Origin of the sequence: Thauera aromatica K172 (genome assembly GCF_003030465.1) — a bacterium.
Taxonomy (GTDB): Bacteria; Pseudomonadota; Gammaproteobacteria; order Burkholderiales; family Rhodocyclaceae; genus Thauera; species Thauera aromatica.
Genome location: NZ_CP028339.1, coordinates 2,226,862 through 2,239,389, shown reverse-complemented (window position 1 = coordinate 2,239,389; position 12,528 = coordinate 2,226,862). Strand labels below are relative to the sequence as shown.

Annotated in this window: 17 protein-coding genes; 14 read left to right on the top strand and 3 right to left on the bottom strand. The window is 64.7% G+C overall.

What is annotated here, in order from left to right; translation table 11 throughout:
• Window positions 1–36: 36 nt before the first annotated feature.
• The gene (locus Tharo_RS10595; RefSeq protein ID WP_107221158.1) at window positions 37–687 is read right to left on the bottom strand and encodes a hypothetical protein; all 651 of its coding nucleotides are present in this window, start codon (window positions 685–687) and stop codon (window positions 37–39) included.
• Between the two features lie 65 nt (window positions 688–752).
• Entirely contained in the window at window positions 753–1,307 is a 555-nt protein-coding gene (locus Tharo_RS18070; RefSeq protein ID WP_281257398.1) for an Arc family DNA-binding protein, read from the bottom strand.
• Between the two features lie 74 nt (window positions 1,308–1,381).
• Here Tharo_RS18070 and Tharo_RS10585 point away from each other — a divergent pair, with 74 nt between their 5' ends.
• The 4 genes from Tharo_RS10585 to Tharo_RS10570 are packed head-to-tail and all read left to right on the top strand — an operon-like array spanning window position 1,382 to window position 2,984.
• Window positions 1,382–1,549, top strand: coding sequence for an Arc family DNA-binding protein (locus Tharo_RS10585; protein WP_159051680.1), 168 nt, complete (start codon window positions 1,382–1,384; stop codon window positions 1,547–1,549).
• Entirely contained in the window at window positions 1,546–2,328 is a 783-nt protein-coding gene (locus Tharo_RS10580) for a BRO-N domain-containing protein (RefSeq protein WP_107221156.1), read from the top strand. Before Tharo_RS10585 ends, Tharo_RS10580 begins: the two co-directional genes overlap by 4 nt.
• Window positions 2,325–2,588 carry a hypothetical protein gene (locus Tharo_RS10575; protein ID WP_107221155.1) on the top strand — a complete coding sequence of 88 codons (264 nt, stop codon included), beginning with the start codon at window positions 2,325–2,327 and terminating at the stop codon, window positions 2,586–2,588. The genes Tharo_RS10580 and Tharo_RS10575 overlap by 4 nt, the downstream gene beginning before the upstream one ends.
• Window positions 2,589–2,627: 39 nt before the next feature.
• Window positions 2,628–2,984, top strand: coding sequence for a DUF3077 domain-containing protein (locus Tharo_RS10570; RefSeq protein WP_107221154.1), 357 nt, complete (start codon window positions 2,628–2,630; stop codon window positions 2,982–2,984).
• A gap of 273 nt (window positions 2,985–3,257) precedes the next feature.
• On the opposite strand, the gene Tharo_RS10565 is transcribed toward Tharo_RS10570, so the two are convergent.
• Window positions 3,258–4,070: an inositol monophosphatase family protein gene (locus tag Tharo_RS10565; RefSeq protein WP_107221153.1), complete on the bottom strand. Its 813-nt coding sequence runs from the start codon at window positions 4,068–4,070 to the stop codon at window positions 3,258–3,260.
• Between the two features lie 132 nt (window positions 4,071–4,202).
• Here Tharo_RS10565 and Tharo_RS10560 point away from each other — a divergent pair, with 132 nt between their 5' ends.
• The 10 genes from Tharo_RS10560 to fdx all read left to right on the top strand — a co-directional run bounded on the left by Tharo_RS10560 (window position 4,203) and on the right by fdx (window position 12,527).
• On the top strand, window positions 4,203–4,943 hold the full coding sequence (locus tag Tharo_RS10560; RefSeq protein ID WP_107221152.1) for an RNA methyltransferase: 741 nt from the start codon (window positions 4,203–4,205) through the stop codon (window positions 4,941–4,943).
• Window positions 4,944–5,100: 157 nt separating this feature from the next.
• Window positions 5,101–5,856 (top strand): serine O-acetyltransferase, encoded by a 756-nt coding sequence (cysE, locus tag Tharo_RS10555; RefSeq protein WP_107221151.1) that lies wholly within the window; start codon window positions 5,101–5,103, stop codon window positions 5,854–5,856.
• A gap of 152 nt (window positions 5,857–6,008) precedes the next feature.
• Window positions 6,009–6,491: a Fe-S cluster assembly transcriptional regulator IscR gene (iscR, locus tag Tharo_RS10550; RefSeq protein ID WP_107221150.1), complete on the top strand. Its 483-nt coding sequence runs from the start codon at window positions 6,009–6,011 to the stop codon at window positions 6,489–6,491.
• 14 nt (window positions 6,492–6,505) lie between these two features.
• Complete coding sequence (locus Tharo_RS10545; RefSeq protein WP_107221149.1) at window positions 6,506–7,702, top strand: cysteine desulfurase family protein; 1,197 nt, start codon at window positions 6,506–6,508, stop codon at window positions 7,700–7,702.
• Window positions 7,703–7,721: 19 nt separating this feature from the next.
• Window positions 7,722–8,933 (top strand): IscS subfamily cysteine desulfurase, encoded by a 1,212-nt coding sequence (locus tag Tharo_RS10540; protein WP_107221148.1) that lies wholly within the window; start codon window positions 7,722–7,724, stop codon window positions 8,931–8,933.
• An 80-nt stretch (window positions 8,934–9,013) separates the two neighbouring features.
• Window positions 9,014–9,397, top strand: a complete 384-nt coding sequence (iscU, locus tag Tharo_RS10535; RefSeq protein ID WP_107221147.1) for a Fe-S cluster assembly scaffold IscU — start codon at window positions 9,014–9,016, stop codon at window positions 9,395–9,397.
• 38 nt (window positions 9,398–9,435) lie between these two features.
• Window positions 9,436–9,759, top strand: a complete 324-nt coding sequence (iscA, locus tag Tharo_RS10530) for an iron-sulfur cluster assembly protein IscA (RefSeq protein WP_107221146.1) — start codon at window positions 9,436–9,438, stop codon at window positions 9,757–9,759.
• A 10-nt stretch (window positions 9,760–9,769) separates the two neighbouring features.
• Window positions 9,770–10,303: a Fe-S protein assembly co-chaperone HscB gene (gene hscB / locus Tharo_RS10525; RefSeq protein WP_107221145.1), complete on the top strand. Its 534-nt coding sequence runs from the start codon at window positions 9,770–9,772 to the stop codon at window positions 10,301–10,303.
• 17 nt (window positions 10,304–10,320) lie between these two features.
• Entirely contained in the window at window positions 10,321–12,189 is a 1,869-nt protein-coding gene (hscA, locus tag Tharo_RS10520) for a Fe-S protein assembly chaperone HscA (protein ID WP_107221144.1), read from the top strand.
• On the top strand, window positions 12,186–12,527 hold the full coding sequence (gene fdx, locus Tharo_RS10515) for an ISC system 2Fe-2S type ferredoxin (RefSeq protein WP_107221143.1): 342 nt from the start codon (window positions 12,186–12,188) through the stop codon (window positions 12,525–12,527). The genes hscA and fdx overlap by 4 nt, the downstream gene beginning before the upstream one ends.
• Window position 12,528 lies beyond the last annotated feature (1 nt).

The window sequence follows — 12,528 nt, the reverse complement described above, 5'->3', positions numbered from 1 at the left end:
GCTTGGCGGCTACATTGAGGGCGGCGGGCTATGGGCTTATTTCCGGTCCAAAAACTCGCGCTCGATGGCCTCTGTGATCTGCGCATCGGTCATATCGGCAGGGAATTCGACGACGCCGACATCGGGGATTTCGACCAACTTCATGCCGTTCCCCTCAGCAGGAGCCGTAAGCGTCTTATTGCCTGTAAGGCCGATCGTCGCTGCGTACTGATCCCATGGGATATCACTATAGAACTTTCTGTGCAGCGCACTGGCGAGCTCAAGGTCTGGCATGTCGCCGTATGCCGGATAGCGCTTGCGAAACTCTGCAAGGGGGAGCGGAGTTGTTGGAGGGCGCGGGCTATCGAAAGCTGCAGAATTTTTCGGCGGTTCGACTGACTCAAACTCGGACCAATCGTCGCCCCACTGTTTCAGGCGCTGCCGAAGGGACTGTTCAATTTCATAATCTGAAAACCCTCTGCTGCGGGCTTTCGCTAGATCGAAGTCCGCTGCCGCCGCAAGCTCATCCAGAGTGTTCCGCACGGTCTGCTTCTCGCTGCCGCGCATGAAAGTGATTTTTCCAGTCAGTCGATCCAGATGATACGCACCGACTCCCTGGCCGGTCGGTACCACGCCATACCGAAAAAAATGGCCCAGAGCAGCGAGCAGGATGAGAGCGGCGGCGAGCTTCAGGGCGGTGGATTTCATGAGGGACCGGCGGTAGCGAGTGTGTGGAGGCGGCGAAGGAGGTGACTCGCATTCGCGCCGTCTGGTCACAAATGCCTCTTCGTGTGCTTACGCAGGGTAGTGCGCTTTGGCGGCGGGCGAACAGGCGGGCGCGGCTTGTCCTGGCCGGTCTCAAGAATTGCGGCCATTCGACGCACGAGGGCAAGCGGATCGCTGCTGACCGGAGTGCCGGGGGGAAGCTCGTGCCGAACGAGGGTGAGCGCTCGATCAGCCGCCGCAGCTGACTCGGCGAGCGCCTCCTGAGTGTGGCGAAGATCTTCAAGGATGTCAGCCAGCGGTCGGGCCAGTTGTTCCGGGGTCATCTGCGCAAGCTTGGCTGCAATTTCATCGACGATGCTCGGAGAGTCGCTAATCCGGTCGATCAGCCTGATGTTGGCGGGGGCGGGTTGCTCGAAGCTCGCTTGAAGGCGGGCGACGATCTCGGCGTTCATCGAACGACCGTTCGCGTGCGCAGCTTCCTTCAGACGGTCGCGCATGCCGTCCGGGAAGCGGACAACGAACTGATCTGCAGTTCTACTCGGATATGGGGTTAGCTTGTCGCTCATGGCGCAGATGATACTCGCCACTTGCGATTTTTTCATGATCGCCACTTGCGATGATATGTAGTGCGTACTATGATGCAGCTACGCCACATCCCAAAGGAGCAGAAGCAGTCATGAAGAAAGCAAGTCAAATCAGCCCGACTCCGGTACGGGTGCCGCACGATCTCAAGCGATGGTTGCAGCACAGTGCGATCGAGAATCATCGGTCCCTGAACAGCGAGATTCTTCACCGGCTGGAGAAGTCGCGTATCCACGAAGAAGCGAAGGAGGCCCGGCAATGAACATCACACCGTTTCAGTTTGAGAGCCGTGCCATCCGTGTCGTCACGGACGACAATGGCGAGCCGTGGTTCAGCGCCAAGGAAGTCTGCGACGTGCTCGGCTATGGCAATCCGCACCAGGCGCTCGCCTCGCACGTCGATGTCGATGACCTCCAGAAGTTGGAGGCCATCGACAGCGTGGGCCGGACGCAGCAAACCAACCACATCAACGAGTCTGGTCTGTACGCCCTCATCTTCGGTAGCACGAAGGAGGAGGCCAAGCGGTTCAAGCGCTGGGTCACGCACGAGGTTCTTCCGTCGATTCGTAAGACCGGGAGCTACGCCGCGAAGGCCGCGTCTCATTCGTCTGGCCTTCCGCAATACAGAAAGGCCCGGGCGATTGATATGGCGACGAGGGCGGCAGAGCGGATCTGCGCGCAGTTTCCGAGACTCGGCGAAAGTGCGCGTCAGGTTGTCTTCGCGAAACTGGTGAATCCGGCTGCTGGCGATGAAGTGATTGCACTGCCGCGCGTTCAGGAGCACCACTATTCTGCGACGGAGGTTGGCGAGCGGTACGGCATCACATCCAATATGGTTGGGCGTATCGCAAACGAGCACGACCTGAAGACGTCTGAGTTCGGAGAGTTCCGACTTGACAAGAGCCGGCATTCCTCGAAGCAGGTGGAGAGTTTCCTCTACAACGAGCGTGGAGCGGAACGCGTCGGCGAGATTGCGGCATCGATCGCAGCGAAGGCTGTGGTATCCAAGGCGTCGTCTGCATCGACCGGGGGTGCGCAATGAGCGACATCGTCAAAATCAGTACGCTTCCTGACGAGATCAAGGACAGCCTGATATGGGCTGCGATTTCGGTTGGGATCGCCTTTGGCAATGGCGACATCGACGCATCGGAGCAGTACGCAATCGACGCGCTGGACTCTCTGTACGCGGCGATGGAAGAGGCTGGCCGTTACGCGGTGCCTCGTGACGCCTGGCACACTTTCCCCGAACTGCAAGTCCCTTCACGCGACAGGGAGTGGACTTGCGTTCTCGGCGACTTGTGAGAATCTGGATTCGGCAGCACAAAAGGAAGCGCCCCAGCGATGGCCGTCGCTGAGGCGCGGATTGCGAAAACCCCTCTGAACAAAGGAATTCACGCCATGAACAATAGCACGACAACGCATCAGAGTCTCACCTGCGAGAGCAGTTTCTTTCCGTGCAACCCGCAACGCGAAGACCTGTTCCAGGTGCGTGATGGGGTGCCGGCGATCGATGCGCTCCAAATGGCGTCGAGCATGCTGGAGGCGTCCATCGCCGGCGTTTTTTCGATGGCTGAAGAGGCGGAGGGGTGCGAAGGGTACGCCTCAGCCTATTCGCTTCAGTTCGTGAAAGGCCTGGTCGATTCCGTACTTGGCGGTCTCTGCAAGGATCGGTTCGCGAAGATGGGCAGGATGAATTGACGGTAGCGGAATAGAAACCGCCCCGGCAGGGGCGGTTTCTCTGGCGTAGATTTCAGCGTAGGTTCAGAAAGCGCCGGCTATCAACCCCTTTCCACTGCTGGCTTTTACACTGCTGCATCACTGGCGTGTGATTCGCGATCTCGTGCTCATCAAGCTCGCGCCGGCGCTCTGATATATCGTCCAAGGTGCTGATTCTTCGCTGTTCGTTACCGCTCGCTGGTCCGTCGTGCGGGGCGCTCACCGGCGCCCGCGATGGCGTGCCGATGGCGTGCTTCAGGCCGGCAGGTTCTGCGGACGGTAGGACTGGATGATGGGCAGGAGCTGGCCGAAGATCTTCGGTGCGCCGGCGACCATGTTGCCGGTGGTGAGGAAGTTGGCTTCGCCCGACAGGTCGGATACCAGGCCCCCCGCTTCCTGGATCAGCAGCACGCCGGCGGCCATGTCCCACGGCGCGAGGCCCATTTCCCAGAAGCCGTCGAGGCGCCCGGCGGCGACGTAGGCGAGGTCGAGCGCCGCGGCGCCCGGACGACGGATGCCGGCGGTCTTGCGGGTGAGTTCCTTGAACATCGCCAGGTAAGCGTCGACGTGGTCGAACTGGCGGAAGGGAAAGCCGGTGCCGATCAGGGCTTCGTTCAGGCGGGTACGGCGCGATACGCGGATGCGGCGGTCGTTGAGGAAGGCGCCGCTGCCGCGCGAGGCGGTGAACATCTCGTTGGCGACCGGATCGTAGACCACCGCGTGCTCGAGGACGCCGTTTTTGGTCTGGGCGATCGAGACCGCGTACTGGGGGAAGCCGTGGATGAAGTTGGTGGTGCCGTCGAGGGGGTCGATGATCCAGTTGAACTCACTCTCCGTGCCGTTCAGGGGGCCGAGTTCCCCGGACTCCTCTGCTAGAATCCCGTGCCCCGGGAAGGCCTCGCGCAGCACTTCGATGATGGCCTGCTCGGCAGCGCGGTCCACCTCGGTGACGAAATCGTTGGGCGATTTCGCTTGCACGGTGAGCAGATCGAGCTGAGTCGAGGCGCGGTTGATGACGGACGCGGCGCGACGGGCGGCCTTGACGGCAATGTTCAGGGTGGGATGCATGCGGAGCGGTCTCGGTTAAAGAATCGGGCGCCTGCGACCTGGGCCTTCCCCCGTCGACAAGCGATGCGGCGGCCCGGCTGCACAGGCTCCGGGCAGACGGCCCGGCAAATTCGGAAAACGCGGAATTTTAATATGAATCGCCCCCTCGCGCTCGACCGTATCCGGGTCGTATTGTCGCGCACCAGCCATCCCGGAAACATCGGTGCCGCCGCGCGCGCGATGAAGACGATGGGGTTGCGCGACCTGTGGCTGGTTGCTCCCGAGTCCTTCCCCGACGAGGTGGCGACCGCACGCGCCTCCGGGGCGGCGGATCTGCTCGAATCCGCGCGGGTGGTCGGTACGCTGCAGGAAGCGCTGGCCGACACGGTGCTCTCCGCCGCGCTCACGGCGCGCCGGCGTGAGCTCTCGCTGCCGCGCCTGCAGGCGCGCGACGCCGCCTGTGAACTGGTCGCGCGCAGCCGCGACGGCATCGTCGCGCTGGTGTTCGGCAACGAGACCAGCGGCCTCACCAATGACGAGGTTGGTCTGTGCAGCCTGCCGGTGACGGTTCCGACCGATCCGGATTTCTCTTCCCTCAATCTCGGTGCGGCGGTGCAGGTGCTGAGCTACGAGATGCGCATGGCCGCGCTCGGGGAAGCCGTGGCGACGCCGCTCGATGTGCCGCCCGAACCGGCGACGCATGCCGATTTCGAAGGCTTCATCGCCCATCTGGAGCGGGCGGTGACGGCCAGCGGCTTTCATGACCCGGCCAACCCCAAGCGCCTGCTGCCGCGCATGCGGCGGCTGTTTAACCGCGTTCGCCTGGAGAAGGAGGAGGTCGCCATCCTGCGCGGCATGCTCACCACCTTCGAGACACCGCGCAAGCGCGGTTGAGCTTTGCGCTCCGGCGAGCGCCGCCCAGCCCGGGCTTTCTGTGTGCCGTGATAGTCGATTAAAATTATCGGGAATTGATCGGCGCGCCGCCGCCGTCGTTACCGTGCTCCTTGCGGTGCCCCCGTTCCCGTCCCCTTCCTTCCGGAGTTTCCGAATCATGTTCAGTCGCCTGCGAGAAGATCTGGCCAGCGTTCGCGAGCGCGACCCCGCGGCACGCTCCACGCTCGAGGTGCTGACCTGTTATCCGGGGATTCATGCGCTGATGTTCCACCGCCTTGCGCATGGCGCGTGGACGCGCGGCTGGCATTGGCTGGGGCGCTTCATCAGCCACCTCAGCCGCTTTCTCACTGGGATCGAGATTCATCCGGGCGCGGTGATCGGCCGCCGCGTGTTCATCGACCATGGCATGGGCGTGGTCATCGGCGAGACCGCCGAAGTCGGCGACGACTGCACGATCTATCAGGCAGTCACACTCGGCGGCACTTCCCTGTATCGCGGCACCAAGCGCCATCCCACGCTCGGCCGCGGCGTCGTGGTGGGCGCGGGGGCCAAGGTGCTGGGAGGGTTTACCGTCGGCGACGGGGCCAAGATCGGCTCCAACGCGGTGGTGGTCAAACCGGTTCCGGAGGGCGCCACCGCGGTCGGCAATCCGGCGCGCATCCTCGATTCCGAGCGTGACGCCGCACGCGCGCAAAAGGCCGAGCAGATCGGCTTCAGCGCGTACGGCGTCACCCGCGACATGGACGATCCGGTCGCCAAGGCTTTGCACGGCCTGCTCGATCACGCAGTCGACACCGACCGCCGCCTGCACGCCATCATCGCCCGCCTGGAGGGCGCAGGGATCAAGTTCGATGATGCCGCAGAGTCGGCCGATCACTTCGATCCCGACCAGCTGTCGAAAATGGTCGACTGAGCGGTCGGCCGAGTGCCGCGCCCGTGTCCCGCGAGTAGTTGACCGTTTTTGTCGGGATACGTATAGTCGAGTGGAAAATTCGGGTATTCGCGCTGCAACGCACAGCGAGCGCCGACTAGCCACCGCACCACGACATTCTGCGAGGAGAAAGCATGAGACTGACGACCAAGGGGCGCTTTGCCGTAACGGCGATGGTCGATCTGGCTGCGCGCCAGGCCGACGGGCCGGTTACGCTGGCCGGCATCGCCGAGCGCCAGAAAATCTCGTTGTCTTATCTCGAGCAACTCTTCGGCAAGCTTCGCCGCCACAAGCTGGTCAGCAGCGTGCGCGGTCCGGGTGGCGGTTACCGCCTGGCGCGCACCATGGACAGCGTCACCGTGGCCGACATCATCGTCGCGGTCGATGAGCCGCTTGATGCCACCCAGTGCGGCGGCAAGGAAAACTGTCACGACGATCATCGCTGCCTGACCCACGATTTGTGGGCCAACCTCAACAAGCGCATGTACGCCTACCTCGATTCGGTCACCCTTGAAGCCTTGGTCAATCGCCGCGTCCATCCCGATCCCGACGTCGCCGTGCTGAAGAACATCCGGCGCCGCGCCATCGCCGCCATGCACGAAATCGCCGCGGCCTGAAGGGGGAGGAGGGCATGGGTTTCGCTCCGGTATATCTCGACTGGAACGCCACCACGCCGCTCGACCCCGTGGTGCGCGAGGCCATGCTGCCCTGGCTCGGTGGCGCCGAGCCGGTTCGTTTCGGCAATGCTTCCAGCCGCCACGAATACGGCCGCCAGGCACGGGCGGCGGTGGATGAAGCGCGCGCGCGGGTGGCCGCCGCGGTCGGGGCTCACGCCACCGAGGTCGTCTTCACCAGCGGCGGCTCCGAAGCGAACAACCTGTTTTTGAAAGGGGCGGCGGCGATGCTCAGGCCGGGGCGGGTGGCGGTCAGTGCGATCGAGCACCCCTGTGTGCGTGAACCGGCGCGCCAGCTCGCACGGGCAGGCTGGGACATGCATGAAATCGCGGTCGACGGCGAGGGCCGCATCGACGACCGCGCCTGGCAGGCCGTGCTCGCACAGCGGCCGCGCCTGGTCTCGGTGATGCAGGCCAACAACGAGACCGGCGTCGTGCAGGACATCGCTGCGCTGGCGGCGCAGGCGCGGGCGGTGGGGGCGTGGTTCCATACCGACGCGGTCCAGGCCTTGGGCAAGATCGAAACCGATTTCCGCGCCCTCGGTGTGCATGCGATGACCCTGTCCGCGCACAAGATCGGCGGGCCCCTCGGCGCGGGCGCGCTGGTGGTGGACAAGCGGGTGGAACTGTCGCCGCTGATTGCCGGCGGAGGCCAGGAGCGCGGGCTGCGTTCGGGGACCGAGAATGTCGCCGCCATCGTCGGCTTCGGAGTGGCGTGCGAGCTTGCGCGCGCCCGCCGCGAGGCCGAGGCCGGGCGCCTGGGCGAGCTGCGCGACGGCATCGCCCGCGCGCTGCACAAGCTGGGGGCCAGGATCTTCGGCGCCGGCGCGCCGCGTCTGCCGAATACGGTATTCTTCGCCCTCGAGCCGATCGAAGGGGAAACGCTGGTCGGCAAGCTCGATCGCGCCGGTTTCGCCTGCGCCAGCGGCTCGGCCTGCTCGAGCGCCAACCCCGAGCCTTCGCGCACCTTGCTGGCAATGGGGGTGGCGCCGGAAATCGCCCGCGGTGCGCTGCGGGTGAGCTTGGGGCGGGATACCCGCGCCGACGACACGGAGCGATTCATCGCAGCCCTCGCCCGCGTCGTGGACGAACTCAAGAACCTGGCCTCGGTGGCGGTGCGGCCATCGGCGGGCCTCAACCCTGAACACGGATAACGCTCTGCGGAGATACGTAATGCTGAAGTTCCCGATCTATCTCGATTATTCGGCCACGACCCCGGTCGATCCGCGCGTCGCGCAAAAGATGATTCCCTGGCTGACCGAGCACTTCGGCAACCCCGCGAGCCGCTCGCACGCTTTCGGCTGGGAAGCCGAGCAGGCGGTCGAGGAGGCGCGCGCCCAGGTCGCCGCGCTGGTCAACGCCGACGCCAAGGAAATCATCTGGACTTCGGGGGCGACCGAGTCGAACAATCTGGCGATCAAGGGGGCCGCCCACTTCTATCAGGGCAAGGGCAAGCACGTCATCACCGTGAAGACCGAGCACAAGGCCGTGCTCGACACCGTGCGTGAACTCGAACGTGAAGGCTTCGAAGCCACCTATCTCGACGTCCAGGAAAACGGCCTGATCGATCTCGAGGTGCTGAAGGCGGCGATTCGCCCCGACACCATCCTGGTGACCGTGATGTTCGTCAATAACGAGATCGGTGTCGTCCAGCCGATCGCCGAAATCGGCGATCTCTGCCGCGAGAAGGGCATCGTCTTCCACGTCGATGCGGCGCAGGCCACGGGCAAGGTCGACATCGACCTCGATACGCTCAAAGTCGACCTGATGAGTTTTTCCGCGCACAAGACTTACGGCCCGAAGGGGATCGGTGCGCTCTACGTGCGGCGCAAGCCGCGTGTGCGCCTCGAAGCGCAGATGCATGGCGGCGGCCACGAGCGCGGCCTGCGCTCGGGCACCCTCGCCACCCACCAGATCGTCGGCATGGGCGAAGCCTTCCGCATCGCCCGCGAAGAGATGGCCGAAGAAAACATGCGCATCCGCCGACTGCGCGACAAGCTGCTCGCCGGCCTCACCGACATCGAGGCCACCTACGTCAATGGCGACCTCGAGCGGCGCGTGCCGCACAACCTCAACATCTCCTTCGCCTACGTCGAGGGCGAGTCGCTGATCATGGCGATCAAGGACATCGCGGTGTCGTCGGGGTCGGCCTGTACTTCCGCCAGCCTGGAGCCGTCTTACGTGCTGCGTGCGCTCGGGCGCAACGACGAGCTGGCGCACAGCTCGATCCGTTTTTCGATCGGCCGCTTCACCACCGAAGAGGAAGTCGACTACACGGTCAAGCTGCTGCACGACAAGATCGGCAAGCTGCGCGAACTCTCCCCCCTGTGGGAGATGGTGCAGGACGGCGTCGATCTCGATGCGGTGCAGTGGGCCGCACACTGAGCGGCACCTGCGCACGGTCAAGGCACCGGGGCAGCGTATCCCGGTCTAATCTTTGAAATACCTCCAAGCGGAGAAACATCATGGCTTACAGCGAAAAAGTTCTGGATCACTACGAAAATCCGCGCAACGTCGGCTCTTTCGGCAAGGAAGAGGAAGGCGTCGCCACCGGCATGGTGGGCGCCCCCGCGTGCGGCGACGTGATGAAGCTGCAGATCAAGGTCGGCAAGGACGGCGTCATCGAGGACGCGAAATTCAAGACCTACGGCTGTGGTTCGGCGATCGCGTCGAGTTCGCTCGTCACCGAGTGGGTCAAGGGCAAGACCCTCGATCAGGCGCTCGAGATCAAGAACACCCAGATCGCCGAAGAGCTCGCCCTGCCGCCGGTGAAGATCCACTGCTCGATCCTCGCCGAGGATGCGATCAAGGCCGCCGTCGCCGACTACAAGAAGAAGAACGACGCCTGAGCGGCGCTTACCGAACAGGATGAACAGGAGCAACAACCATGGGCGTGACCCTGTCTGAAAACGCTGCCCGGCACGTTTCGAACTTCCTCAGCAAGCGCGGCAAAGGCGTCGGCATCCGTCTCGGGGTCAAGACCTCGGGCTGCTCGGGCATGGCCTACAAGCTCGAGTTCGTCGACCAGACCGAGGACGAGGATCTGGTCTTCGAGAGCCACGGCGTGAAAGTCGTGATCGACCCCAAGAGCCTGTCCTATCTCGACGGCACTGAACTGGACTTCGTCAAGGACGGCCTCAACGAAGGCTTCCGGTTCAACAATCCGAACGTCAAGGATCAGTGCGGTTGCGGTGAAAGCTTCAACGTCTGAGGCGGTCGCGATGAGCATCGATCTCACCGGCGACTACTTCAGCCTGTTCGGCCTTCCGCGCCGCTTCGCGCTCGACGATGCCGCCCTCGAGGCGGCATGGCATGCGCTCCAGGCGCAGGTCCACCCCGATCGCCACGCCCACTTGTCCGACGCCGAAAAACGCCTCTCGATGCAGATGGCGACCCGGGTGAACGAAGGCTTCCGCACCTTGCGCCGGCCCCTCGACCGCGCCCAGTACCTGCTCGAACTGGCGGGCGTGGATGCCGCCCTCGAAACCAACACCGCGATGTCGCCCGAGTTCCTGATGGAGCAGATGGAATGGCGCGAAGCAGTGGAGGAGGCGCGCGATGCCGCCGAGGCACACGAACTCGAGGAACTGCACCGGCGCCTGCTGCACCACGCGCGCGAGGTCCGCAGCCACCTCGGGAGCCAGCTCGATGACGAACACGACTATGAAGCGGCAGCCGACACCGTGCGTCGGCTGATGTTCATCGACAAACTCCAGCAAGAAATCGACGAGGCCCTGCTGGCCCTCGAAAACTAGAGCACGGAAGACATCAGATGGCCCTGCTGCAAATCGCCGAACCCGGCCTCTCCGCCGAGCCGCACAAGCACCGGCTCGCGGTGGGCATCGACCTGGGTACCACCAACTCGCTCGTCGCCACCGTCCGCAACGGCATCGCCGTATGCCTGCCCGACGAGGGCGGGCGCACCATGCTCGCTTCGGTGGTGCGCTACTGTGCCGATGGAAGCATCGAAGTCGGCCACGGCGCGATCCGCTCGCAGGCCACCGACCCGCGCAACACCATTGTTTCGGTCAAGCGCTTCATGGGGCGGGGGCTGAAGGACGTGGCTTACATCGAGACCATGCCCTACGACTTCGAAGACAGCGCCGGCATGGTCCGCCTGCGCACGGTCCAAGGGGTCAAGAGCCCGGTCGAAGTTTCCGCCGAGATCCTGCGCCGGCTGCGCGAGCGCGCTGAGGCCAGCCTCGGCGGCCCGCTCGTCGGTGCCGTGATCACCGTGCCGGCGTATTTCGACGACGCCCAGCGCCAGGCGACCAAGGACGCCGCGCGCCTCGCCGGGCTCGATGTGCTGCGCCTGCTCAACGAGCCGACCGCAGCGGCGGTGGCCTATGGCCTGGACAACGCCGCCGAAGGCGTCTATGCGGTGTATGACCTCGGCGGCGGCACCTTCGACCTGTCGATCCTGAAGCTGTCGCGCGGCGTGTTCGAAGTGCTGTCGACCAACGGCGATGCGGCGCTGGGCGGGGACGATTTCGATCACCGCCTGTTCTGCTGGGTGCTCGACCAGGCCAACATCGAGCCGCCGTCGCTGGAAGACGCCCGCCGCCTGCAGATGAAGGCGCGCGAAGCCAAGGAACTGCTGACCTCGTGCGAGGAAGCACCGATCCACCTGCGCCTGGCGTCGGGCGAGGAGGTCGATCTCGTCGTCACCCGCGAGCAGTTCGCCGAAATGACCCGCCACCTGGTGCAGAAGACCCTGAGCCCGGTGCGCAAGGCCTTGCGCGACGCCGGACTGGCGGCCGACGACATCAAGGGCGTGGTGATGGTGGGCGGCGCCACCCGCATGCCGCACATCCAGCGCGCGGTGGCCAACTATTTCGGCCAGGAGCCGCTGACCAACCTCGATCCGGACAAGGTCGTCGCCCTCGGCGCGGCGATGCAGGCCAACATCCTCGCCGGCAACCGCACCGACCAGGACGACTGGCTGCTGCTCGACGTCATTCCGCTGTCGCTCGGCCTGGAAACCATGGGCGGGCTGGTGGAAAAGGTCGTGCCGCGCAATTCCACCCTGCCGATCGCCCGCGCCCAGGAGTTCACCACGTTCAAGGACGGCCAGACGGCGATGGCCTTCCACGTCGTCCAGGGCGAACGCGAGCTGGTGTCCGACTGCCGCTCGCTGGCGCGCTTCGAACTGCGCGGCATCCCGCCGATGGTCGCCGGGGCGGCGCGCATCCGGGTCAGCTTCCAGGTCGATGCCGATGGCCTGCTGTCGGTGTCGGCGCGCGAGATGTCTTCCGGGGTCGAGGCCAGCGTGCTGGTCAAGCCGTCCTACGGCCTGTCCGACGACGAGATCACCGAGATGCTCAAGTCCAGTGTCGAGCATGCCGACGACGACATGATGGCGCGCAACCTGCGCGAGCAGCAGGTCGAGGCCGACCGGGTCATCGAGGCCTGCGGCCATGCGCTGGAAAAGGACGGCGCGCTGCTGACCGACAGCGAACGCGCCGCGATCGAGGCCGCCATCGCCCGCCTGCAGGAACTGCGCGCAGGCAGCGACCACCGCGCGATCAAGGCCGGCATCGACGCCCTCGCGCGTGCCACCGACGAATTCGCCGCCCGCCGCATGGACAGCAGCATCCGCGGCGCCCTGGCGGGCCACAAGGTAGACGAACTCGAACTATGACCCAGATCATCGTCCTTCCCCACGTCGAGCTCTGCCCCGACGGCAGCGTGATCGAGGCCGCCCCCGGCACCACGATCTGCGACAGCCTGCTGCAGGGCGGCATCGACATCGAGCACGCGTGCGAGAAATCCTGCGCCTGCACCACCTGCCACGTCATCGTGCGCGAAGGCTTCGGTTCGCTGAATCCGGCCGAAGACGAGGAGGAAGACCTGCTCGACAAGGCCTGGGGGCTGGAGCCGCAGTCGCGCCTGTCGTGCCAGGCGGTGGTGGGCGACACCCCGCTGGTCGTGGAAATCCCGCGCTACACCATCAACATGGCCCGCGAAGGGAAACACTGAG

Coding starts and splice junctions, on each gene's coding strand:
- Tharo_RS18070 (WP_281257398.1), bottom strand. CDS start 1,307: ATGAAAAAATCGCAAGTGGCGAGTATCATCTGCGCCATGAGCGACAAG.
- fdx (WP_107221143.1), top strand. CDS start 12,186: ATGACCCAGATCATCGTCCTTCCCCACGTCGAGCTCTGCCCCGACGGC.
- Tharo_RS10570 (WP_107221154.1), top strand. CDS start 2,628: ATGGCCGTCGCTGAGGCGCGGATTGCGAAAACCCCTCTGAACAAAGGA.
- hscA (WP_107221144.1), top strand. CDS start 10,321: ATGGCCCTGCTGCAAATCGCCGAACCCGGCCTCTCCGCCGAGCCGCAC.
- Tharo_RS10595 (WP_107221158.1), bottom strand. CDS start 687: ATGAAATCCACCGCCCTGAAGCTCGCCGCCGCTCTCATCCTGCTCGCT.
- iscR (WP_107221150.1), top strand. CDS start 6,009: ATGAGACTGACGACCAAGGGGCGCTTTGCCGTAACGGCGATGGTCGAT.
- Tharo_RS10580 (WP_107221156.1), top strand. CDS start 1,546: ATGAACATCACACCGTTTCAGTTTGAGAGCCGTGCCATCCGTGTCGTC.
- Tharo_RS10540 (WP_107221148.1), top strand. CDS start 7,722: ATGCTGAAGTTCCCGATCTATCTCGATTATTCGGCCACGACCCCGGTC.
- cysE (WP_107221151.1), top strand. CDS start 5,101: ATGTTCAGTCGCCTGCGAGAAGATCTGGCCAGCGTTCGCGAGCGCGAC.
- hscB (WP_107221145.1), top strand. CDS start 9,770: ATGAGCATCGATCTCACCGGCGACTACTTCAGCCTGTTCGGCCTTCCG.
- Tharo_RS10585 (WP_159051680.1), top strand. CDS start 1,382: ATGAAGAAAGCAAGTCAAATCAGCCCGACTCCGGTACGGGTGCCGCAC.
- Tharo_RS10545 (WP_107221149.1), top strand. CDS start 6,506: ATGGGTTTCGCTCCGGTATATCTCGACTGGAACGCCACCACGCCGCTC.
- iscA (WP_107221146.1), top strand. CDS start 9,436: ATGGGCGTGACCCTGTCTGAAAACGCTGCCCGGCACGTTTCGAACTTC.
- Tharo_RS10560 (WP_107221152.1), top strand. CDS start 4,203: ATGAATCGCCCCCTCGCGCTCGACCGTATCCGGGTCGTATTGTCGCGC.
- Tharo_RS10575 (WP_107221155.1), top strand. CDS start 2,325: ATGAGCGACATCGTCAAAATCAGTACGCTTCCTGACGAGATCAAGGAC.
- Tharo_RS10565 (WP_107221153.1), bottom strand. CDS start 4,070: ATGCATCCCACCCTGAACATTGCCGTCAAGGCCGCCCGTCGCGCCGCG.
- iscU (WP_107221147.1), top strand. CDS start 9,014: ATGGCTTACAGCGAAAAAGTTCTGGATCACTACGAAAATCCGCGCAAC.